The sequence below is a fragment of the Piscibacillus salipiscarius genome (assembly GCF_042685285.1).
GTDB classification, from domain to species: domain Bacteria; phylum Bacillota; class Bacilli; order Bacillales; family Alkalibacillaceae; genus Piscibacillus; species Piscibacillus salipiscarius.
Genome location: NZ_JBHUMZ010000051.1, coordinates 1 through 22,127, shown reverse-complemented (window position 1 = coordinate 22,127; position 22,127 = coordinate 1). Strand labels below are relative to the sequence as shown.

At 37.7% G+C, this 22,127-nt stretch carries 18 protein-coding genes; 14 read left to right on the top strand and 4 right to left on the bottom strand.

Going from position 1 to position 22,127, the window contains the following annotated elements:
* Nucleotides 1-20: 20 nt before the first annotated feature.
* The 5 genes from ACFSW4_RS14535 to opp4C all read left to right on the top strand — a co-directional run bounded on the left by ACFSW4_RS14535 (nucleotide 21) and on the right by opp4C (nucleotide 5,904).
* A complete protein-coding gene (locus tag ACFSW4_RS14535; RefSeq protein WP_054753808.1) occupies nucleotides 21-1,046 on the top strand; it encodes an ABC transporter ATP-binding protein in 1,026 nt (341 codons plus the stop codon).
* On the top strand, nucleotides 1,009-2,016 hold the full coding sequence (locus tag ACFSW4_RS14530) for an ABC transporter ATP-binding protein (protein ID WP_054753806.1): 1,008 nt from the start codon (nucleotides 1,009-1,011) through the stop codon (nucleotides 2,014-2,016). The genes ACFSW4_RS14535 and ACFSW4_RS14530 overlap by 38 nt, the downstream gene beginning before the upstream one ends.
* A 94-nt stretch (nucleotides 2,017-2,110) precedes the next feature.
* Nucleotides 2,111-3,934 (top strand): peptide-binding protein, encoded by a 1,824-nt coding sequence (locus tag ACFSW4_RS14525; protein WP_377330186.1) that lies wholly within the window; start codon nucleotides 2,111-2,113, stop codon nucleotides 3,932-3,934.
* Between the two features lie 75 nt (nucleotides 3,935-4,009).
* Complete coding sequence (locus ACFSW4_RS14520; RefSeq protein ID WP_377330184.1) at nucleotides 4,010-4,972, top strand: ABC transporter permease; 963 nt, start codon at nucleotides 4,010-4,012, stop codon at nucleotides 4,970-4,972.
* Nucleotides 4,973-4,989: 17 nt separating this feature from the next.
* Complete coding sequence (gene opp4C / locus ACFSW4_RS14515) at nucleotides 4,990-5,904, top strand: oligopeptide ABC transporter permease (RefSeq protein WP_377330263.1); 915 nt, start codon at nucleotides 4,990-4,992, stop codon at nucleotides 5,902-5,904.
* An 83-nt stretch (nucleotides 5,905-5,987) separates the two neighbouring features.
* Here the strand turns inward: opp4C and ACFSW4_RS14510 are convergent, their stop codons facing one another.
* Nucleotides 5,988-7,733, bottom strand: a complete 1,746-nt coding sequence (locus ACFSW4_RS14510; protein ID WP_377330182.1) for an alpha-glycosidase — start codon at nucleotides 7,731-7,733, stop codon at nucleotides 5,988-5,990.
* A gap of 339 nt (nucleotides 7,734-8,072) precedes the next feature.
* Between ACFSW4_RS14510 and ACFSW4_RS14505 the strand changes: the two genes are divergently transcribed.
* The 5 genes from ACFSW4_RS14505 (at nucleotide 8,073) to ACFSW4_RS14485 (ending at nucleotide 15,136) form a co-directional block, all read left to right on the top strand.
* Nucleotides 8,073-9,392 carry an extracellular solute-binding protein gene (locus tag ACFSW4_RS14505; protein ID WP_377330181.1) on the top strand — a complete coding sequence of 440 codons (1,320 nt, stop codon included), beginning with the start codon at nucleotides 8,073-8,075 and terminating at the stop codon, nucleotides 9,390-9,392.
* Between the two features lie 109 nt (nucleotides 9,393-9,501).
* Nucleotides 9,502-10,788 carry a carbohydrate ABC transporter permease gene (locus ACFSW4_RS14500; protein WP_377330179.1) on the top strand — a complete coding sequence of 429 codons (1,287 nt, stop codon included), beginning with the start codon at nucleotides 9,502-9,504 and terminating at the stop codon, nucleotides 10,786-10,788.
* A 1-nt stretch (nucleotide 10,789) separates the two neighbouring features.
* Nucleotides 10,790-11,632 carry a sugar ABC transporter permease gene (locus ACFSW4_RS14495; protein WP_377330177.1) on the top strand — a complete coding sequence of 281 codons (843 nt, stop codon included), beginning with the start codon at nucleotides 10,790-10,792 and terminating at the stop codon, nucleotides 11,630-11,632.
* A 93-nt stretch (nucleotides 11,633-11,725) separates the two neighbouring features.
* Nucleotides 11,726-14,089 (top strand): glycoside hydrolase family 31 protein, encoded by a 2,364-nt coding sequence (locus ACFSW4_RS14490; RefSeq protein WP_377330175.1) that lies wholly within the window; start codon nucleotides 11,726-11,728, stop codon nucleotides 14,087-14,089.
* Nucleotides 14,090-14,116: 27 nt separating this feature from the next.
* Nucleotides 14,117-15,136, top strand: a complete 1,020-nt coding sequence (locus ACFSW4_RS14485) for a LacI family DNA-binding transcriptional regulator (RefSeq protein ID WP_377330173.1) — start codon at nucleotides 14,117-14,119, stop codon at nucleotides 15,134-15,136.
* Between the two features lie 175 nt (nucleotides 15,137-15,311).
* Here ACFSW4_RS14485 and ACFSW4_RS14480 read toward each other — a convergent pair whose 3' ends face one another.
* Nucleotides 15,312-16,892 (bottom strand): BCCT family transporter, encoded by a 1,581-nt coding sequence (locus ACFSW4_RS14480; RefSeq protein WP_377330171.1) that lies wholly within the window; start codon nucleotides 16,890-16,892, stop codon nucleotides 15,312-15,314.
* A 342-nt stretch (nucleotides 16,893-17,234) separates the two neighbouring features.
* Here ACFSW4_RS14480 and ACFSW4_RS14475 point away from each other — a divergent pair, with 342 nt between their 5' ends.
* On the top strand, nucleotides 17,235-17,954 hold the full coding sequence (locus ACFSW4_RS14475; RefSeq protein ID WP_377330169.1) for an N-acetylmuramoyl-L-alanine amidase: 720 nt from the start codon (nucleotides 17,235-17,237) through the stop codon (nucleotides 17,952-17,954).
* Between the two features lie 108 nt (nucleotides 17,955-18,062).
* Entirely contained in the window at nucleotides 18,063-19,115 is a 1,053-nt protein-coding gene (locus ACFSW4_RS14470) for an Mrp/NBP35 family ATP-binding protein (protein ID WP_054753802.1), read from the top strand.
* 52 nt (nucleotides 19,116-19,167) lie between these two features.
* Here the strand turns inward: ACFSW4_RS14470 and gerD are convergent, their stop codons facing one another.
* The gene (gene gerD / locus ACFSW4_RS14465; protein ID WP_377330167.1) at nucleotides 19,168-19,824 is read right to left on the bottom strand and encodes a spore germination lipoprotein GerD; all 657 of its coding nucleotides are present in this window, start codon (nucleotides 19,822-19,824) and stop codon (nucleotides 19,168-19,170) included.
* A 140-nt stretch (nucleotides 19,825-19,964) separates the two neighbouring features.
* On the opposite strand from gerD, the gene ACFSW4_RS14460 reads away from it, so the two are divergent.
* The gene (locus tag ACFSW4_RS14460; protein ID WP_377330165.1) at nucleotides 19,965-20,597 is read left to right on the top strand and encodes a KinB-signaling pathway activation protein; all 633 of its coding nucleotides are present in this window, start codon (nucleotides 19,965-19,967) and stop codon (nucleotides 20,595-20,597) included.
* A gap of 13 nt (nucleotides 20,598-20,610) precedes the next feature.
* Here the strand turns inward: ACFSW4_RS14460 and ACFSW4_RS14455 are convergent, their stop codons facing one another.
* Nucleotides 20,611-21,366, bottom strand: a complete 756-nt coding sequence (locus tag ACFSW4_RS14455) for a polysaccharide deacetylase family protein (protein WP_377330163.1) — start codon at nucleotides 21,364-21,366, stop codon at nucleotides 20,611-20,613.
* Nucleotides 21,367-21,546: 180 nt separating this feature from the next.
* Here ACFSW4_RS14455 and ACFSW4_RS14450 point away from each other — a divergent pair, with 180 nt between their 5' ends.
* Nucleotides 21,547-21,774, top strand: a complete 228-nt coding sequence (locus tag ACFSW4_RS14450; RefSeq protein WP_054753800.1) for a hypothetical protein — start codon at nucleotides 21,547-21,549, stop codon at nucleotides 21,772-21,774.
* The last annotated feature ends 353 nt before the right edge of the window (nucleotides 21,775-22,127 follow it).

Genomic DNA, 22,127 nt, shown 5'->3' with positions numbered 1-22,127 from the left:
AAAAAATGGGGTGTTGCTAGGTGTCAAACGAACCAGTATTACAGGTGAAAGATTTGAAGACATATTTCTATTTGGATGATAACCAAGTAGCAAGAGCAGTGGATGATGTTGACCTAACAGTGAGAGCTGGTGAAACAGTTGCATTAGTTGGAGAGTCAGGAAGTGGTAAGAGTATTACGTCACTGTCCATTATGCAGTTAATTAACAAACCTGGAAAGATTGTAGATGGTGAGATTAGTCTATTAGGTCGCAACTTACTCGATCTTTCAGATAAGCAAATGACAAAAGTTCGAGGCAATGATGTAGCGATGATATTCCAAGAACCAATGACAGCTCTTAACCCTGTTTATACGGTCGGTAATCAAATTATAGAAGTTCTTAGAAAACATAAGAAGATGAGCAAAAAACAGGCGCGTCTAAGAGCCGTAGAATTATTGAAATTAGTTGGATTTCCTAGGGCTGAAGAGACAATAGATGAATACCCTCATCAATTATCTGGTGGAATGAGGCAAAGAGCGATGATTGCCATTGCCATTTCGTGTGACCCTAAGTTATTAATCGCTGATGAACCAACTACGGCACTTGATGTCACGATCCAAGCTCAAATATTAGATTTAATGTCAAAAATGAAAGAGCAACTTAATATGGGACTATTACTTATTACCCATGATTTAGGTGTAGTCGCTGAGTATGCTGATCGCGTTCTAGTTATGTATGGGGGACAAATAGTAGAAACATCACCGAAGTATGATTTATTCAAAGGTCCTAAACACCCTTATACGCAAGGTTTATTAGAAAGTCTACCAAGTGTTCATAAAGAATTGAATCGTTTAGGGACGATTAGAGGAACCGTTCCACCTGCGCATAAATTTCCCACAGGGTGCCGTTTCTCAAGCCGTTGCCCTCATGTGATGGAGCAATGTCTTGAGAAGAACCCAGATTTGATTGATATAGAGCCTGAACGATCGGTTCGTTGTTATTTATACACAGGAGATGAGGGGGCAAAGCATGGCGGCGATAGAAGAGAAACAAGTCATTCAAACTGATCAAGAATCAATAGTCAAAATTGAAGATTTGAAGAAGTACTTCCCAATTAAGGGCGGAATTCTTAAACGAACCGTCGGACATGTTAAAGCGGTTGATGGAGTCACATTTGATATAAGAAAGGGAGAAACCCTAGGCATTGTTGGTGAATCAGGATCAGGCAAATCGACTTTAGGCAGGATGATTTTAAGATTGCTTGAACCGACTGATGGCGAAATATTATTCCAAGATCATGACATCACACACTTGAGAAATAAGCATATGAGGCCTTTTCGGAAAGATATGCAAATCATATTTCAAGATCCATTTGCTTCTTTAAATACGAAAATGAGTGTCGAGCAATTAATTGAAGAGCCATTATTAGTTCAGACCAAGTTAAGTAAGAAGGAGCGAAAAGAAAAGGTTAAGGAGTTACTTGAAAAGGTAGGCCTTAGAGCGAGTGACCGTTTAAAATATCCGCATGAATTTTCAGGCGGTCAGCGTCAACGAATTAGTATTGCAAGAGCGTTAGCTATTAATCCGAAACTAGTCATCGCAGATGAGGCTGTCTCCGCATTGGACGTGTCAATCCAAGCTCAGGTGTTAAATCTAATGTCCGATTTGCAAGATGAATTCGGATTAACCTATTTGTTTATTTCACACGATTTAAGTGTGGTCAAACATATTAGTGATCGAGTCGGTGTTATGTATTTGGGGAGACTCGCTGAAATTGCACCGAAAAAGAATATTTATGAGGATCCATTACACCCATATACCCAAGCGTTATTATCATCGATTCCAGATACCGATGTCGATCGTGAAAGAGATTCAGTTCACTTAGATGGAGATTTGCCTAGTCCATCAAACCCACCTAGCGGGTGTGCGTTTAGAACTCGGTGTCCAATGGCGCATGAAAGGTGTGCTGAAGAAAGACCCGAACTTCAAGAAGTTAAAGATGGGCATTATGTAGCTTGTCATTTATATGATGAGTGATGCCTTTGTCTATATTTTAGGAGGTGATGAGCCTAGCTGCATAATCTTAGTTTCATTTTGTTTTCTCTAACTAAAACCAAAGGGGGATTACGTTTTGTTAAACAAAAAGTTTTGGTATGTGTTGTTGGTTTTAACGTTATTTGCTTTTCTATTAGCAGCTTGTAATAGTGAAAGTGGGGAAGATCCTGGTGCGGAAGAGGATCCGGGAACTGAGGAACAAGAAGAGAATAACGAGCAAGAAGAGGAAGAAGAGGAGACCGAGCAGGAAGGTCCTGTTGAGGGTGGTTCAATTGTAGGTGCGATGGACACTGCACCTGCTGGTGTGTTTAACCCTATTTTCTATTCAGAGGCTTATGAAGCTAATATTTTAGACTTTACTCATGAAGCATTAGTTAGTCAAAATAATAGTTTAGAGTTTATCCCTTCATTAGCACACGACTGGGAAATTAACGAAGATCAGACTGAAATCACGTTATTCTTAGAAGAAGGCGTTAAGTGGCATGATGGTGAAGACTTTACGGCTGATGATGTTGTCTTCACTTACAAATCAATTGCTTCTCCAGGCTATACTGAAGCAGGTGGTATTCGTACAGAGTATGTAACACCACTTAAAGGTTATGAAGCGTTTAATGCAGGTGAGACTGAAGAGTTTGAAGGTGTAACAGCTGTAGATGATTATACAGTTAAATTCACATTTGCTGAACCAAACGTTAACCCACTATATTATGTAGGATTCCCAATCATTCCTGAGCATGTGTTTGCTGATGTAGCAATCGCTGATATGCCAACACATGAAGCGACTTTAAATCCAGGTAAAGTTATTGGTACTGGTCCATTTGCGTTTACAGATATGGTTGAACGTGAGCAGTATGTGTTAACTCGTAACGAAGACTATTGGAAAGGTAAACCTTACCTTGAGCAAATCACGTGGAAGGTGGTTGACCAGTCGGTAATTACTAGTTTATTAGAAACTGGCGAAATTGATTTCGTTGCAGATCCAAACGGTGTTCCAGCTGCAGACTATGAAATGGTTGCAGGTTATGAGAATGTTGAGATGATTGAACAAACAGACTTTGGTTATCAGTTAATGGGGTTCAAGCTTAACTACCGTACAAAAGAAGATGTTGAATCAGGAGCTATTAACCCTGATAACTGGGAGGAAAATCCTGATGTAGCAGATCAAAAGGTACGTCAAGCTATTGCTTATGCAATTGATCGCCCAGGTTTAGTTGAAGGTCTATTATATGGACGCGGAAGTGTAATTAATGCTCCAATTGCACAGCAGTTCTGGGCTTATACAGAGGATGTACCTCAGTATGAACACAGCACTGAAGAGGCAGAAGCTTTATTAGATGAAGCTGGTTATGTGGATACGAATGATGATGGTTTCCGCGAGAACCCAGATGGCGAAGAGTGGGTACTTGAATTAGCTTACCCTACTGGAAACAAAATTCGTGAGCGTTCTGCACCAGTTATTCAAGAGAACTTAGAAGCTGTTGGTATTAAAGTTAACTTGCAACAGCCAAAAGAAATGTCAGCATATATCAATGATATTATGACGAAAGATACGAATAATGGAGTTGACCTTTATTTACTAGGTTGGTCATTAGGTAGTGGAGATCCAGATCCAAGTGGATTATGGAATATTGAAGCAGCTTACAATATTTCTCGCTGGAATAACCCTGAATCTGATGAGCTTATCTTTAAAGCGTTAGAAGCTCCGGATGCATTTGATCAAGAGTTCCGAAAGAAAACATATCAAGAGTGGCAAGAGCTATTTGCGACAGATTTACCAGCTGTCCTACTTTACGCTCAAAACAAGATTTACGCATTTAATAAACGTCTTAATGGTATTGAACCATTACCATATAGCATGATTAATGATCCGCACTTATGGTGGGTTGATGACGCTCAGTAATGGTTAATGGCTTTTGGGTATGTGAACACTATTATGTCACATACCCATCCCCTTTTTTGAACAGGGAGGAATAATATGTATAAGTATATCATTCGTAGAATATTAGTATTCATACCGATGTTATTTGCACTATCCATCATTGTGTTTGCACTAGCCAAAGCAGCCCCTGGAGATCCCTTTACAACTATGCTTGACCCTAATGTTGACAGGCAAGTATATGAGGATCGGAAAGAAGCGCTTGGGTTAAATGATCCAGTACCTGTTCAATATGCACGCTGGATTGGTAAGGCTGTGCAAGGGGATTTTGGAGAATCGATTGTCTATAATGGTAGGCCAGTGATGGATTTAATTAGTGCAAGGTTCTGGAATACAATTTATCTTGGATTAGTTGCTTTGTTCTTTACTATAATTGTCGCAATACCTATAGGGATTTATTCTGCTAGAAATCCCTATTCATTACTAGATTATGCAGCAACTGGATTTGGTTTTATTGGTTTAGCTATACCAAACTTCTTCTTTGGATTGTTAGCCATTTATTTTTTATCCATTCAATTTGGTTGGTTCCCCGCGCAAGGAACGGTTAGTGGGAATGAAGTGTCAGGTTTAAAAGAATTTTTGGATCGTTTGCATCACATGTTTTTACCTGGTATCACACTTGGGCTTGCTAGTACGGCTACATACATGCGCTATATGAGGTCAGAGGTCTTAGATGTTTTAGGAAGTGACTATATTCGAACAGCTAAGGCGAAAGGAATGGCCGACCGCAATGTATTATACAAGCATACTTTAAGAAATGCGTTAATCCCGATTATCACACTTATGGGATTTGAATTTGGTGTATTAGTTGGAGGGGCCGTTATCACTGAGAGAGTATTCAATTATCCTGGTCTCGGAACGTTATTTTTAGATGCCATTATTAACCGTGATTATCCGATTGTTATGGCACTGACCCTTATTTTTGGTGTATTCATATTAGTTGGAAATTTACTTGCGGATATATTCTATAGCATCGTCGATCCGAGAATTCGTTATGATTAGAGGTGAATGACATGGAAATGGAAACGCTGAAAACACCTAACTCAAACCCAGAATACTCTGAGCATGAAGAAACTAAAAGTAAAAGCCCTTATCAATTAGCTTTAAGACGTTTTATGAAAAACAAGCTAGCAGTTCTTGGTGTGCTTACGATGGTAATTATACTTGCGATGTCTTTCTCAGCACCATTATTAACGGATCACAATCCTACTGAAACAAATATGTTAATGGTTGAACAACCTCCGAGTGATGAACACATTCTAGGTACAGACGGATCCGGACGAGATAACTGGTCACGTTTACTGTATGGTTCAAGAGTATCATTAATTGTTGGTTTTAGTGCCATGTTCTTTACAGTATTAATTGGTGTTATATTAGGCTCTTTATCAGGATACTATGGTGGTTTAGTGGATGCGTTTATTATGAGGTTTACGGATCTCATTTTAGCACTCCCTTTCCTTGTATTAGCCTTAACTATTATGTCTTTAGTTGAAAATATTACCGTCACTCTGTTTGTGGCAATTATTGCTTTAGTGAGCTGGCCAACATTAACTAGGATTGTTAGAGGTTCGTTTTTATCATTACGTGAACAAGAATTTGTTTTAGGAGCGAAAGCAATCGGGTCATCTGATAGACGGATTGTGTTTAGACATATGATTCCAAATGCGATTGGGCCTATTGTAGTTAATGCGACACTTATGGTTGCGATTATGATTATAGCAGAAGCGGGATTGAGCTTTATCGGTATGGGGATTCCGCAGCCTCAACCAACCTGGGGTAATATGCTTAATGAAGCGTTAAGTGTTCGAATTCTAAGGCAGCACTGGTATACCTGGATTCCACCAGGATTGTGCATTTTAATTACGGTTTTAGCGATTAACTTTATAGGTGACGGGTTAAGAGATGCCTTTGATCCGAAAAGTAATCAACGATAATCCTGCTGAATTTTCAGTAGGATTTTTTATTTCCTTTAAAAAAGCCTCACTAACATACGTTAGGAGGCAAAAATAGAGTTATACTACGCTTTTAGCACTTTAAAACCAAATGCATCTAAATTCATAGTGTAGTCTATCTTTTTTTCTGTCCACAAATCTATAGCATGATGATAGTTTTTTGGTAACTCTATTTGTTGAGTTTGGCTACTATTATTGAGTGCAACAAGAATGGTTTCATTCTCATTTTTTCGTTCGTAAATGACATAGTTTTGTTCGTCATTCGCTTCTATGAAACTAAACTGACCTTCACCGCGTAAAAGAGGTTCCTGGTGTCTTAATTCAATCATCTTTTTAAAGAATAACAACATGTCTTGATCTTGTTTGTCTTCATCCCAAACCATACATTTACGGCAGCCAGGGTCTTCTCCACCTGTCATAGCAATTTCATCGCCGTAATAAATACATGGTGTTCCGATAAACGTTAATTGGAAGACGTACATGAGCTTAGCCAAATTCTTATCACCTTTAGTTTGCGTTAAAACACGAGGTGTGTCATGGCTACCTAGTAAGTTGAACGCGACTTCATTAACACTTTCAGGATAAGCTGCTAAGACTTGATTTATTTGATGTGAAAATTGTTTTGAATGAATCGTTCGACGGGCAAAAAAGTTAAGCGTAGCTTCTGTAAAGGGGTAATTCATGACGGCATCGAATTGATCCCCTTGAAGCCAAGGCATTGAATCATGCCAGATTTCACCCAGAATATAAACGTCATCTTTCACAGTCTTAACTTCCTGTCTAAACTCACGCCAAAAATGATGATCGATTTCATTTGCGACATCTAAACGCCAACCATCGATATCAAATTCCTCGATCCAATATTTTGCGACATCTAGTAGATATTGTTTAACTGCAGCATTCTCTGTATTTAGTTTTGGCATTTCAGGTACAAAGCCAAACGTATCATAATTAGGACGAGGTTCAAACTGTAACGGAAATTCTTTTATATGAAACCAATCTTTATATTTCGATTTTTCACCGTGTTTAAGTACGTCTTGAAAAGGTTCAAAATAGTAACCGCTATGATTAAATACGGCATCAAGCATGACACGTATACCCCGTTCATGACACTTTTGAATTAGTTCACGGAATGTTTCTTTATCCCCAAATTGCGGATCAATTTCAAAATAATCTATGGTGTCATATTTATGATTTGATGTGGCTTTAAATATGGGCGTGAAGTAGATACCAGTAATACCTAGTTCCTCTAAATAGTCAAGGTGATCGATCACCCCTTGGAAGTCTCCGCCAAAAAAATTGGATGGTGATGGGTCTTTGCTACCCCATTTTAGCGTTCCTTCTGGGTCATTCGAATGGTCACCATTAGCAAAGCGTTCGGGAAATATCTGATACCAAACCGTATCTTTAACCCACTTAGGTGCCTTGAAGACATCAATTGGATTTAAAAATGGCACTTTAAAAAAGCAAGGCGGACATTGCTTAGGTACTTCTTTAAAATAACCACGTTCACTATAAATAATAGAATCACTGTTTTCATCATCTTTTAATGAGAAAACATAATGTGTACGTCTATTAATCGTTTTAATAGAGGTAAACCAGTAATCGTAAAGTTCATCTTGATAAACCACTTGCATATTGGACTCATAGAGGATCGGTTCTTCGTTTGACCAGTCGAATGGGTCTCCGTATATGAGTGTGACACTATTAAGGTCATTCTTTTTGGAACGTAATTTTATATGTAAAGTCTCATCATCGTAAGGGTATGCGTAGTTATTTTTAGGCCGATGATCAATCGCTTCTTTAAACATATTTTGACTCCTTCCAACAATATTTGTGCAATCGTTTTCACTTGAACTCATCATGTCATAAATCAAACATGGCCGCAAGAAAATTTTTATTTTCTGAAATCTTTTTTATTCTTATAAAAACCTTTCAGGTTCAGGTACACAGCCCGTCTAATAGAAGTAAGGAAGAATATAATTTGGAAAATAGTCTTGCAATTTTGTAGATTAATTGATTATAATATACTTAAATTGTGCAAACGTTTTCATTACATAAACATACAATTGAAATCGCTTTCCTATCTTAGAGTAATGCAAACGATTGCGTAACTCATTTTTTATCAATATTAAGGGGGATTTATATTTATGAAGAAGAGTCTATTTTTGTTTATGGCTTTGCTCGCTTCACTTATGTTAGTGCTAGCAGCGTGCGGGCCAGACCGTGAATCTTCTGAAGGTCAGGAAGAAGGTCAGTCAGAAGAAACAGGTAGTGAAACCAATGAAGAAGCTTCTGAAGGTGAAGGAGAAGCGGATAAACCTGAACAGCTTAAAGTTTGGGCAGATGAGAAGAAGTCAGTAGGTATTGAAGATGCTGTAGCCGCTTTTGAAGAAGAGCACGGAATTGAAGTTGTTGTAGAGGAATTAGAGATGGCGACTAAGCAAAAAGAACAGCTACGCTTAGATGGTCCTGCAGGTACAGGCCCAGATGTTATCACAATTCCGCACGATCAAATCGGTCAGCTAGCTTCAGAGGGAAGTATTGCACCACTTGAAGTTGATCAGTCAGTTTTAGATATTTATACTGATTCTGCATTACAAGCGGTAACGTTTGAAGGTGAGGTTTACGGCTTACCAAAAGCAACTGAAACACCAATCTTCTTGTACAATAAAGAGCATTTAGATGAAGCTCCTGAAACGTTTGAAGAGCTATATGAATTCTCTAAAGAATTTAATGATGGAGAAAAATACGGATTTTTAGCACTTTGGGATAACTATTATTTCGCACATGGAATTCTAGCAACTTATGATGGATACGTATTCAAGGATAATGGAGGAACACTAGATTCGTCGGACATCGGCCTTAACAATGAAGGTGCTGTAGAAGGTGCAGAATACATTCAAAAATGGTATGAAGAAGGTCTATTCCCAGAAGGAATCATTGGGGAGAGTGGTGGCTCTACATTAACAGGTCTTTTTGAAGATGGTAGAGTCGCTTCTAAGATGGATGGTCCTTGGTCAGTTCAAGGCATGAAAGATGCTGGTATTGACTTTGGTGCAGCGCCAATGCCTAAGCTACCAAATGGCGAATATGCACAAACATTCGTTGGGGTAAAATCTTGGAACGTTAGTAACCACTCAGAAAACAAAGAGTGGGCAACTAAGTTAATCACATTCTTAGCTAATGAAGAAAACTCTAAGAAACGTTTTGAAGTTACAGCTGAAATTCCACCTGTAAAGTCACTTATTGAGGATCCAATTATTGCTGATGATGAGGTGGCAAAAGCAGTAGCTGTTCAGTCACAACGTGGTGTGCCGATGCCAAACATTCCTGAAATGGGTCAGGTTTGGGAACCAATGGCACAAGCGTTACAGTTAATTGCTATGGGTGAGCAAGAGCCTAAACCAGCGTTAGATGATGCGGTAAAAGCAATTAAAGAAAACATTGAAGCAAGTAAGAGTGAATAATAAAAAGAATGGGCGGTACAGTTGTGCTGCCCGTTCATTTATACATAACTTTTTAGCGAATTAAGTTTTGATTTTCCCTCTATGATGAGTTGGAAAGGGAGTATCTATTATGGACATATCAGAAGCTAGAACGAATCATAGAAAATTAGCCATGTACTTATCTGTTATACCGGGAGCCGGCCAATTTTATAATAAGCAGTATATTAGAGGATTCGCTTATCTGTTTTTAACAGTTATTTTTCTTTCTGCTTTTTGGGATTTAATTGATATCGGGTTGTGGGGAATTGTGACTTTAGGTGAGATTCCAATGGAAGACCACTCAATCTTCCTACTTGTACAAGGGATTATCGCTCTATTAGTCATTGCTATAGGTATCACCATTTACATTATGAATTTAGTTGATGCTTATAAAAACGGTAAGAGGCGTGATCTTGGTTTAGAAAGAAACTCGGTCCGAAAGCAATACCAGAATTTGATCGACACAGGTTTTCCTTATTTAATGCTATCACCAGGATTCTTTCTATTAATCTTTGTTGTTATTTTCCCGATCCTATTTGTTATATTGCTATCATTTACAAACTATAGCATTAATAACACGCCGCCTGCTAGCTTAGTTGATTGGGTTGGATTTCAAAACTATATTGAGATCTTCCAAATGGACACGTGGAGAAATACATTTTTTAATGTATTTAAATGGACGATTATTTGGACGTTTGCCGCAACAACTCTGCAGATTGCTGTAGGTATTTTCCTAGCTGTATTAGTTAATCAAAAGGATTTAAAGTTTAAGAAAATCATTCGTACCATTTTTATCTTACCTTGGGCAGTTCCTGCATTCGTGTCTATCTTGGTGTTTGCAGGTATGTTTAATAATACCTTTGGTACGATTAATAACGATATTCTAGCATTTTTGGGTATTGACCCAATTTCATGGATGACAGATGCATTCTGGACAAAATTCGCACTTATTATGATTCAGTCTTGGTTAGGTTTCCCGTTTATTTTCGTTATGGTGACTGGGGTCTTACAGTCTATTCCGAATGAATTGTACGAAGCTGCGACTGTTGATGGGGCATCGATGTGGCAGAAATTTAAGACGATCACATTTCCAATTGTCATGTACGCAACAGCACCTATTATGATCACTCAATATACATTTAACTTTAACAACTTTAACGTTATTTTCCTATTTAACGGGGGTGACCCAGCTGTAGCTGGACAAAATGGAGCTGGATCTACCGACATTCTAATCTCCTGGATATACAAATTGACGTTAGAAGTTGGCCAGTATGGGAAAGCTGCCGCTATCACCATGATGTTATCACTCGTTGTTATTACGGTAGCAATTTGGCAGTTTAGAAGAACGAAATCATTCCAAGAAGAGGATATGATGTAATATGAATATGAAAACTCAAAAGATGATTAGATTAACGTTAACCTACTTTGCTATTGGGATTACGACATTAATCATATTATACCCTGTTCTATGGATTTTTGGGTCATCATTAAATCCAGGAAATAGTTTATCAGGGTCGAGCATGATTCCTGAAGATGCGACGTTTAAACATTATAAAGAATTATTTAATACCGAGAAAAGCGATTACTTAATTTGGTACTGGAATACACTTAAAATTTGTTTATTAACGATGATTATAACGGTTGTGATGATTGCGTTCATGGCATACTCGTTCTCTAGATATCGTTTTATTGGACGTAAATATGGATTAATGACGTTTTTAATCCTTCAAATGATTCCGAACTTTGCAGCCTTAATTGCGATTTATGTGCTTGCTGTTATTACAGGACTTATTGATACACATATCGCACTTATTTTGATCTATGTTGGTGGTTTGCTACCAATGAATACTTGGTTAGCTAAGGGTTACTTCGAAACGATTCCTAAAGAACTTGATGAATCAGCGAAAATGGATGGAGCTGGTCATTTTAGGATCTTTTGGACAATTATCCTTCCATTAGTTAAGCCAATCCTAGCTGTTATTGCGTTATTTGCGTTTATTACACCATTTACGGACTTTATCTTAGCTCGAGTCATCCTAAGAAGTAAGGAAAATTACACTCTAGCTGTTGGGCTGTATGATTTAGTAGCGAATAACTTTGGGGCTGAATTTACTAAGTTCGCGGCGGGCGCGGTCTTAATTGCTATTCCAATTTCGATTTTATTCCTATCATTACAACGTTATCTCATTTCAGGATTAACATCTGGTGGTACAAAGGGATAATCGAATAGCTTTCCTAATCCCGGTTATATCCGGGATTGATCATTTTGAACAGAAGTAACATCGATATAGTATTTTCATAGAGTAGGTGAGGACATGCAGGATACAAGCTTTGCAATACATCCAGGCAAACAAAAAACATCAAACGATTCGACATTCCAAGACATTGGAAGTTTAGTTGAATTTAATCAAAGCAATTATTTTTATTCATTTAAAACTGAACGTGCTCATATAAGTGTGTTATTTTACCGAAATGACATTGTTCGAGTGGTCATGAACCCATACAACGAACCTGAACTTGGTGGGAGCTATACACTCGAATTAAAACCACAGGATGTGGATGTGAAGGTCGAAGAACATGATGAGGAAATCTTTCTATCAACTCAGAAAATGAAAGTGGAAGTGCAAAAAAGTCCATTACGCATTAATGTTTATGATGCTGAGGGTCAGTCAATTGTTTCTGAAGGTAAGCAAGGGATGGCTTTCAATCGTGAAGGGCATGTCATTTGTTATAAGGAAGCATTTGCGAATGACCATTATTATGGATTTGGGGAAAAGACAGGTTTTCTAGATAAACGAGGAGAAAAATATACGATGTGGAATACGGATGTCTATGCTCCTCACAACCCTGAAACTGATCCACTTTACGAATCCATTCCTTTTTTTATGACATTAAGAGATGGCCAAACATCTGGTATTTTCTTTGATAATACGTTTAAATCAACTTTTGATATGAGAGTTGACCAAACAGATTATTATAGCTTTAAAGCTGAAGGTGGTCAGCTAGATTACTATATTTGCGCTGGTCCGTCACCTAAACACGTGATGGAGCAGTATACGTCCTTGACTGGAAGAATGCCTTTACCACCTAAGTGGGGATTAGGCTACCATCAGTCTCGTTATAGTTATGAAACAGAAGAAGAAGTAAGAGAACTTATTAAAACGTTTAGTGAAAAAGACATTCCAGTCGATGCGATTCACCTTGATATTCATTATATGAATGGATATCGTGTGTTCACGTTTGACGGTAGTCGTTTCCCTAATCCAGAAAAATTAATTTCTGACATGAAGGAGAAAGGAATTCGAATTGTTCCTATTGTCGACCCAGGTGTCAAAGTGGATGCAGAATATCCTATATACCAAGAGGGTGTGACGAACGATTTATTCTGTAAGTATATAGAAGGAAACATTTTCTTTGGGGACGTCTGGCCTGGTAAGAGTGCTTTTCCTGACTTCACAAAAGAACAGGCTCGCAAATGGTGGGGGAAAAAGCACGAATTCTATACAGATAAAGGCATTGAAGGAATCTGGAATGACATGAATGAACCTGCCGTCTTTAATGAAACAAAAACAATGGATGTTGAGGTTATGCATGATAACGACGGAGATCCTAAAACGCACCGTGAGCTACATAATGTCTACGGGTATTTAATGGGAGAAGCAACCTATGAAGGAATGAAAGATTTATTAAATGGAAAGCGTCCGTTCTTACTAACTCGTGCGGGTTATGCCGGTGTTCAGAAGTACGCTGCTGTGTGGACGGGGGATAACCGTAGCTTCTGGGAGCATTTAGAGATGGCTATTCCGATGTGTTTAAATCTAGGGCTCTCAGGCGTTGCTTATTCAGGGCCTGATGTCGGAGGGTTTGCGCACGATTCAAACGGAGAATTATTAGCGCGCTGGACGCAATTCGGTGCTTTTACCCCATTTTTCCGAAACCATAGTGCCATTGAATTCGTCTATCAAGAACCATGGCAATTTGGTGAGAAGTATGAAGAGGTAATTAAAAAATATATTCAGCTACGTTATAAGTGGCTACCGCACTTGTACAAATTATTTAAAGATGCATCTGAGACAGGGGTTCCGGTCATGCGCCCTCTCTTCATGGAATATCCGAATGATGAAGAGACTTACCAGTTATTTGATCAATTCTTAATTGGCTCAAATGTCATGATTGCTCCGGTCTTAAGACCAGGTGTAAACGATCGGATGGTCTATTTACCAGAAGGTGTTTGGTACGATTACTGGACAGGCGACAAGCTAGAAGGCGGCAAGAGAATCATTGCTCATGCAGAATTAGATCATTTACCGATCTATGTGAAAAGCGGCACGATCTTACCTGAGGCAAATGTGAAACCATCGACAGCCCACGAGGTCGACCATATGACGATTCATATTTATCCAGATGAAGCTTCGACATCTTATGATCTTTATGATGATGATGGTGAAACATTTAATTATGAGCAGGACGATTATTTTTCGTTAAATATAACAGTTAATCATGAGGATGGTAACGTGAGTGTTGACACTACTGTAAACAATCAACAGTACCAACCAAAGTGGAAAGATATTACGTATGTGGTCCATGGTATTTCTTCAGATGTTCAGTTAGTATATAATGGGCAAAAAGTTGATTTTGAAGAACGTAATGGAACATTATCTTTTAATAAATCATGGTAGATAAGAGCATAGAGGGGAGAAAGAGTCATGACACCAACGATTAAAGATGTGGCTAAACTAGCTAACGTGTCACCATCAACCGTGTCACGTGTCATTGCGAATAATCCTAAAATTACACCGCGTACAAAGGAAATAGTGCGTGAAGCGATGGATCAATTAGGTTATCACCCGAATTACACAGCTAGAAGTTTAGTTAGTAAAAGTACACAAACCATTGGACTTGTGATGCCGAGTTCAGGTGACAAAGTCTTTCAAAACCCTTTCTTCCCTGAAGTCATTCGAGGCATAAGCACGATCTCCCATGATAAAAACTATGGTATTTACATGACAACGGGCAACTCTGAGGAAGAAATAGCCCAAGGTGTTTGTGATATCGTCCAGGGCCGGAGAGTTGATGGATTAATTTTGCTAGCATCAAAAGTGAATGATCCGATGCATGATTATTTATTAGAACGTAATTTTCCGTTTACGATTATCGGTAAACCAGATCAACATGAAACGAACATTTCTTTTGTAGATAATGACAATATAAAAGCTGCATATGAAGCCACCATGCACTTGATTCGCCTTGGGCATAAGCGAATCGCATTTGTCGGTGGTGGAATGGAACTAGTAGTGACTGTTGATCGAATGAATGGGTATTTTAAAGCTTTAAAAGATGCGGGTATAGAACAGAAAGATGAATATATCGTCCACCACGAATTTTTAAGAGAAGGTGGACGTGATGCCGTTAACGAATTAATGCTTCTTGATGAACCACCTACAGGACTTGTGGTTACTGATGATGTGATGGCATTCGGAATCGTTAATACACTTGAACAGATGGGCCAAAAGGTTAAAAAGGATATTTCGATTGTAAGCTTTAATAACGTCATTTTTTCTCAACTAGCGAACCCTTCATTAACGTCCGTTGATATTAATATATTTAAATTAGGCTATGAAGCGGGCCAGTGTCTATTTGATCAAATTGAACAGCCTGACTTATTGCCGAGGAGAATTACGATTCCTCATCAGTTAGTGGTTAGAGATTCATGCGGTGAAGTTTAAAAAGTTTTAAGCAAATGTTGGGATGATCGAACATTTACTTCTAATTTAGTTGGTTAACCCAAGTATCTTTATCAAATTATTAGAAAATAACCTACACCACAACAAATATTGCAGAGCCGAAATATAAAAGCCGAGCCTTAGGAAAAACGACCTTAAGCTCGGCTTTAAACTTTAATTATTTGTTTTGATCTTCATCATTATTTTCTAACTCTTGTGCTTCGTAACGTTCTCTCATGCGTTTATATCGTTTCATGTCTCGATTGGTAATCGGCACAATATCTGTCCGCACCAGCTTAACGATCGCAAATACCATCGTTAGCATCAGGATAGTAAATGGTAAGGCTGCAACAAGTGACGCAGTCTGCAGCGCCTCAAGGCCTCCAGCAAATAGTAGAACCCCTGCAATAGCAGAAATTAATACACCCCATACCATTTTAGCTGTCATGCTAGGATCTAAGCTTCCGCGAGAAGTCATACTACCAAGAATATAAGCTGCTGAATCGGCTGATGTAATCAAGAACGTTGCAATTAATAAAATAGCAAGTAGTGACATGATCGTTGATAACGGTAAGATGTTAAACAACTCAAATAGTGCAACGGTAACATCGGCATCAACTGCTTCTGCGATTGCTGTTCCATTGTTTAAGTCACTGTATAGTGCTGTTCCGCCAAATGAAGCAAACCATAAACAAGAAATTAATGGTGGTACAATCATAACACCAAATACGAACTCACGGATTGAACGTCCTCTTGATATTCGAGCTACGAAGGCACCAACAAATGGTGACCAAGCAATTACCCAGGCCCAATAGAAAATCGTCCAATCAATAGCCCATGTACCTCCCTCATAAGGAGTCAACCTTAGACTATAAGATACGAAGTTGGCTAAATAATCTCCAAGCCCTACTGTAAAAGTATTTAAGATAAATAAAGTTGGTCCTGCGAAAAACACAAATATTAATAGCAGTAAGACAAGCGTCATGTTTACATTACTTAAATACTTGATTCCTTTGTGCAAGCCTGTCGTGGAAGAAATCATGTAAGCAACGAATACACCTGCAATAATGAGTAATTGCATCCAACCGGCATTAGGTACACCAAACACGGCGTTTAACCCGCCGTTCATCTGCATAACACCGAGTCCAATAGATGTCGCAATTCCCATCACTGTTGCAATCACTGAAAGTGAATCAATCGTGTTTTTTATAGTTGTATTTTTACCTGTAATTGGTTCAAGCGCAGTAGATACAAGGCCATCTTGTTTTTTACGGTACTGCAAGTAAGCAATCACTAAACCAACGATGGCGAAGATCGACCACTGACTAGCGCCCCAGTGGAAAAAGGCGTAACTCATCGCAACACGTGCGGATTCTTCCGTTTTGTCGGGGATATCAGTAAACGGTGAGTTGAAATAGTGACTTAATGGTTCTGCAACCCCCCAGAATACTAACCCTACACCTAAACCTGCTGAGAACAGCATACCGATCCAAGTGTAAAAAGGAAATTCGGGTTTCTCTTTATCTCCACCTAAACGAATACGACCGTATTTCGTAAAGGCTAGAACCAGCAAGAATATTGTAAAAATAAAGACTGCAATTAAGTATAGCCAACCAAAATTATATGTCGTGAACTCATACAAAACGCCTGCTACGTTGCTAAAACCTTTTGGATTAATGGCACCTAATATAACTAAAATTCCAACCACAAATGCTGAAATTGAAAATACAGGATTTTTCAATAAATCTCTCGTTTTCATTTATAGATCTCCTCACTCGTAAATAGTATTTTTATTTATAGAATTTAATTTATACATCACAAATAATCTTTGTAGAGGAGAATAATATTAGAGTCATCGTCCACTTACTCAAAACCCCCTATTGTATTTTTGTACATAAATTACTTTATTATTAATTTTTTAAAAATTCAAATATGATTTATACATTTGAACGGATAAAAATGAGAGCTATTTCGAGGATGTTCATTCTAAGTTAACAAAATTAAAAAAGATTTAATGATTCATACCCTTTTTATGAGAATTTGAAACACTAAATCATATTTTGAGTTCCTTGTCCATATAGTTAGACGAGGAGGTTTGAAGATGAAAAAAATCATATACATATTACTTTGGGTATTAGCATTTATTCTATTATACAATTTATTAAAGTTGCCCCTTCCGGATCCAGATTCTAATCCGAGTGACGTTACGATGCCTTTAGCCGGACAAGTCATCGTGTTAGATCCAGGGCACGGTGGTGTTGATGGCGGGACAGATTATGGTGATGTGAAAGAAAAATCGATTGTTCTAAATACAACGTTATATTTAAAGGATTATTTATTAGCTGCAGGAGCAGAGGTTCATTTAACTAGGGATAAAGATTATGATTTAGCTCCTAAAGATATGAAAGGTTATTCCAAACGGAAAGCATATGATATAAGAAGAAGGGTTAATTTTATTCAAGACAAAAATGCTGACATCTTTATTAGTTTACACCTTAATTCCATGACAAATGAAAAATGGAAAGGTGGGCAGTCTTTTTATTATCCAGGTGAAGATAACGAGGTTTTAGCAAAGTCAATCCAAGAACGTATAAGAGAAACGACGAATACAAATAGGAGTGCTTTTTCAACTTCTAATATTTATATATTGAAACGGGCAGAAACAACTGGAGCGTTAGTTGAACTAGGTTTCTTATCAAACGCATCTGAACGCGAGAGGTTGTTAACAGAAGATTACCAAAGAGAGCTTGCTTTTTCAGTGTATCAAGGAATTATTGAGTACGTACAAGGGGGACAAGAAGCAGGGAATCAAGTTAACTGAGAGTTTAGTTATTTTATGTTATACTAGGCAATGGAAGTTAGGAAACTCGTCTTATGGACGAGTTTTATTTAGCATAAAATTTTGCAAACTCAAAGGAAGGTGTCGTTGTTGATTACAGAAGAGCGTGTTAGAGAGTTGCTCCAACCTGTAAAGGACCCTCATATACATAAAACATTTGAGGAAACCGGAGCAATTGAGAATATAAAAGTTAAAGAAGATAAGAACCATGTAAGTGTGAAAATTGCACTAGCTGAGCCTAACTCTGCTGAGCAAATGCAGCTTCAACAAGAAATCGTTGGAATGCTTAAAAAGGAAGGTGTTGCAACAGTAGGTCTTCGCTTTACTGAACTTCCTGAAGAGAAACGTGAAGAGTACGTGAGTGCAGCTAATGAAGAAAAAGAAGCAAATCTCATTGGACAAACAGGAACTAAATTTATTTCTATTGCGAGTGGTAAAGGTGGCGTTGGTAAATCTACTGTTACGGTTAACCTTGCTGTAGCGTTAGCCCGTTTAGGTAAAAAAGTTGGTATTGTCGATGCTGATATTTATGGATTCAGTGTTCCGGATATGATGGGAATTGAAAATCGCCCGCAAGTTCGCGGTGAGAAAATTATTCCCGTAGAACGCTTTGGTGTACAAGTCATCTCAATGGGCTTCTTTGTTGAAGACAACTCACCAATTATATGGAGAGGTCCTATGCTTGGAAAAATGTTAACGAGTTTCTTTAAAGAAGTTGAATGGGGTGATCTAGACTATCTATTATTAGATCTGCCACCAGGGACTGGTGATATCGCTTTAGATGTACAAGAACTGCTACCTTCATCTAAACAAGTAATCGTCACAACGCCTCACCCAACGGCAGCGTTTGTTGCAGCGCGTGCCGGCCAGATGGCGCTAAAGGCTGATCATGATATTATTGGTATTGTTGAAAACATGTCTTATTTTGAAAGTGCCATCACAGGTCAGCGTGAGTATGTCTTTGGTGAAGGTGGAGGCGACAAACTTGCTGAAGTGTTAGATACTGAAGTATTAGGTAGGCTTCCATTACAACAACCTTATGATGATGAAGATGTATTTGCACCTGGGGTTTATCAAGAGGATCATCCAACAGGGAAAATCTTCTTAAGTGTTGCAAACAAATTAATTAAGCGCAGTAAATAATGAAAGTCTGTCCGACCTGAGTTCGGACAGACTTTTTTTGATACATAAAATACTAACTGCTTGAGCCGCCACTACTTTGGCCTTCTTGTTGGCCGCCGCCACCACTGTCGCCGCCCCCGCCGCTTTGTTGCTGTTGGCCTTGATCTTGGCTTTGTCCCTCTTGTGATTTCTTAGCTTCTTCTGCAGCTTTTAATAATACTTCTTGCATTTGAGCTTTAAATAAAGGACTGCTTAAAGTTTCTTGAATCGTATCTTCTAAATAAGACTTGAATTGTTGACTTTTTAAGGCGGACTGAATCATTTTCTGCATCTCTTCATTTTGAAATAGCTGAATCATTTGTGCTTGATACGTTGAATCATTCATCAAGCCTTTCATTAATTTTTGGTCAGCTTCTTTTGTTGCTTCAACATAGGCTTTAACGAAAGAAGGGTCTTCAAATAATTTTTTGAAAAACTCTTTACCTTTTTTACTTGTGACACTTTGTTCAACGCTCTGTTTAACTAGGTCTGAATTGAGAACAAGCTGCTGCTTCATCTCTTCTTCAGACAAGATTTCTTTGACGGCCTTCTTTCCGTCATCTGTCTTTAATATATCAACAACCATCTTTTTAGTGGCCTCATACTCAGGGCTTTGCTGTGAATTGCCTTGTCCTTGACTGCACCCGACTAATAATATGGTGAACACTAATATAAAGTGAAAAAATTTCATCATAATGACTCCTTTTAAAAGAGTTACTTACTTGTTAATATTAGATGGATGTGAAAAAATATACACAATTGAAGCAAGCAATAAAAGGCAATTAGTGATAAAATACGTTATGGTAAGGATAAGATTTAGGGGGAAAGATTGTGACAATACGTAAGTGGTTAAAATTCTTTTTAGTATCACTTGTTATAGGGGCTGTCACAACAGTTATAACAAGTTTTTTTGTACAAACACATGCCTATACACCTTATTTAGAGCAAATAGATCTCTGGAATTTACTTGGCGCGATCTTATGGTTTATCGGATGGGGTTTAGTATATAGTGTTATTAGTCAAATGGGCTTCTTTGCTTATTTAACCGTCCATCAATTTGGACGTGGCTTTTTTGGTTACTTTTGGAATCATGTACAGGTAGTTCTTATTTTATTCGTACTATTTGATCTTGTTTATTTTAGGTATACAAGGGCAGAAGACCCAGGCAGTTTATTTCCATATATAGTAGTGCCAGCGATGTTACTCATTTATTCATATGCGGTTGCGAAGGTTAAAGCTAAGGAAACACACCCTAGAGCATTTTTGCCAGCCTTGTTTTTTATGATTGTAGTGACAACGGTTGAGTGGATTCCGGCTTTAAGAATAGATGAACGTGAATGGATTATGCTAATGATTGTACCATTATTAGCTGTCAATACTTATCAGCTTTTAACCCTTCATAAGATAGTAGGATTTAATGAAGGACCGTCTGAACATCAATCTAAGCAAATAAAAAAAGGGTAGCTTTTGCTGCCCTTTAATTGATTGGATTGAGTTTAATTTTTGCAGGTGATAACAATTCCGTGACCGTGACAAATTTAAAATCCTCACCTTTTTTTGCCTTAATAATGTTCTTTATAACTTTAGGTGTTGCCGTTAAATGATCCTGCGCACTAAATAAGACAATATCACCTTTCGATAATTCACCCGATATGCTTTTTGCTTTTTGGTTTGCATCTGTACTTTGCTGAATATGAGCATAAACACTCCAAAAAACAGTTCTGTACCCTAAATTGTTAATGTGCTTTACAACATCCTTGTTGTATTGGTTTTCTGGAGGTCGAACTAATGTAAGTGGCTCATAATCCAACCGTTTTAATGTTGATTCTCCATTTTTTATATCCTCAGTAATCTTCTCTTGAGGTAAGTTTCTGTAAGGTTCATCATAAAAACCTAACAAACCAACCTCGTGATTTTCTTCAATAATTAATTTTGCTACTTCTTCATTTCTTAACGCCCATTCACCATTTATGAAAAAAGTTGCTTTAACCTTTTCTTCTCTTAATACATCTAAAATATCTATGATGACATCATCACCCCATGAAACGTTTACAGTCAGAGCGACTTCCTTTTCATCTTTTACAGCTTTACTTATTCCTCCTGCATACTGAACTTGTGATTGTGGCTCTAACACGTATATTGATGAAAGCTGGTAAGAGAAATAAACAATGCCTATTAGTAACCCAATGAATACCCACTTTTTCCAACTTGTCCAATTTAATGCAAAAAACATATTTCACCCAACCTTTGCTTCATATTTTCTAGTGAAATGTATATGAAACTGAGTAACTGCTTATATTGATAAATACGCAGCAATAAAAGAGCTCAATTAATGTTATGCAATAACTATCTATTTTAGAAGGACAAGTTACAAATAAGTTGTTAAAAATCGTAGTGTTAGGGTGTGAATGAGTTGTTAGGATTAATGATTAAAGAACAAGAACAAAAAGAGTTAGAGTATTTGTTGAAAAGAGAAATGGATGAACTGATCTTTGACTTTAATTATGAAAACATGGATGGTCAGGTTAAAGAAGCCATAAAGGAAAGATACACTTTACTTTTTAATATATTTAAAAGACTGGCTAGTCATTCAACCTGTGTTCGTTACATACCAAGAAAAAACTTCCCAAATGTTAAGTGATCTAACTGCTTAATAATTATAAGAAAATTTTCAATTAATAAAATCAAAAATTACATATTGTCATGCACATACCTCTGTGATAATATAACTTTTGTCGTCAAAAACGACACATCAAAAAACAAATCAAAATCAATTTAAAAAGTTGCTCAAAACTTATTGACAATGGTTTGTTGCTGTGATAAATTTAATTTCGTCGTCAAAACACGACACACATTTTGAACCTTGAAAACTAAACAAAATAGCCTGTGGTCAATTCACGTTTTTTACTCGGATTGGCGAGTCAAAAACGATTTAACTATTTAAGCCAATCAAACTACTTTTATGGAGAGTTTGATCCTGGCTCAGGACGAACG

Bases quoted from the DNA above. Each gene is read 5' to 3' on its own strand.
- ACFSW4_RS14520 (WP_377330184.1), top strand. From the start codon at position 4,010: ATGTATAAGTATATCATTCGTAGAATATTAGTATTCATACCGATGTTA.
- ACFSW4_RS14475 (WP_377330169.1), top strand. From the start codon at position 17,235: ATGAAAAAAATCATATACATATTACTTTGGGTATTAGCATTTATTCTA.
- ACFSW4_RS14500 (WP_377330179.1), top strand. From the start codon at position 9,502: ATGGACATATCAGAAGCTAGAACGAATCATAGAAAATTAGCCATGTAC.
- ACFSW4_RS14530 (WP_054753806.1), top strand. From the start codon at position 1,009: ATGGCGGCGATAGAAGAGAAACAAGTCATTCAAACTGATCAAGAATCA.
- gerD (WP_377330167.1), bottom strand. From the start codon at position 19,824: ATGAAATTTTTTCACTTTATATTAGTGTTCACCATATTATTAGTCGGG.
- ACFSW4_RS14485 (WP_377330173.1), top strand. From the start codon at position 14,117: ATGACACCAACGATTAAAGATGTGGCTAAACTAGCTAACGTGTCACCA.
- ACFSW4_RS14480 (WP_377330171.1), bottom strand. From the start codon at position 16,892: ATGAAAACGAGAGATTTATTGAAAAATCCTGTATTTTCAATTTCAGCA.
- ACFSW4_RS14510 (WP_377330182.1), bottom strand. From the start codon at position 7,733: ATGTTTAAAGAAGCGATTGATCATCGGCCTAAAAATAACTACGCATAC.
- opp4C (WP_377330263.1), top strand. From the start codon at position 4,990: ATGGAAACGCTGAAAACACCTAACTCAAACCCAGAATACTCTGAGCAT.
- ACFSW4_RS14505 (WP_377330181.1), top strand. From the start codon at position 8,073: ATGAAGAAGAGTCTATTTTTGTTTATGGCTTTGCTCGCTTCACTTATG.
- ACFSW4_RS14490 (WP_377330175.1), top strand. From the start codon at position 11,726: ATGCAGGATACAAGCTTTGCAATACATCCAGGCAAACAAAAAACATCA.
- ACFSW4_RS14455 (WP_377330163.1), bottom strand. From the start codon at position 21,366: ATGTTTTTTGCATTAAATTGGACAAGTTGGAAAAAGTGGGTATTCATT.
- ACFSW4_RS14495 (WP_377330177.1), top strand. From the start codon at position 10,790: ATGAATATGAAAACTCAAAAGATGATTAGATTAACGTTAACCTACTTT.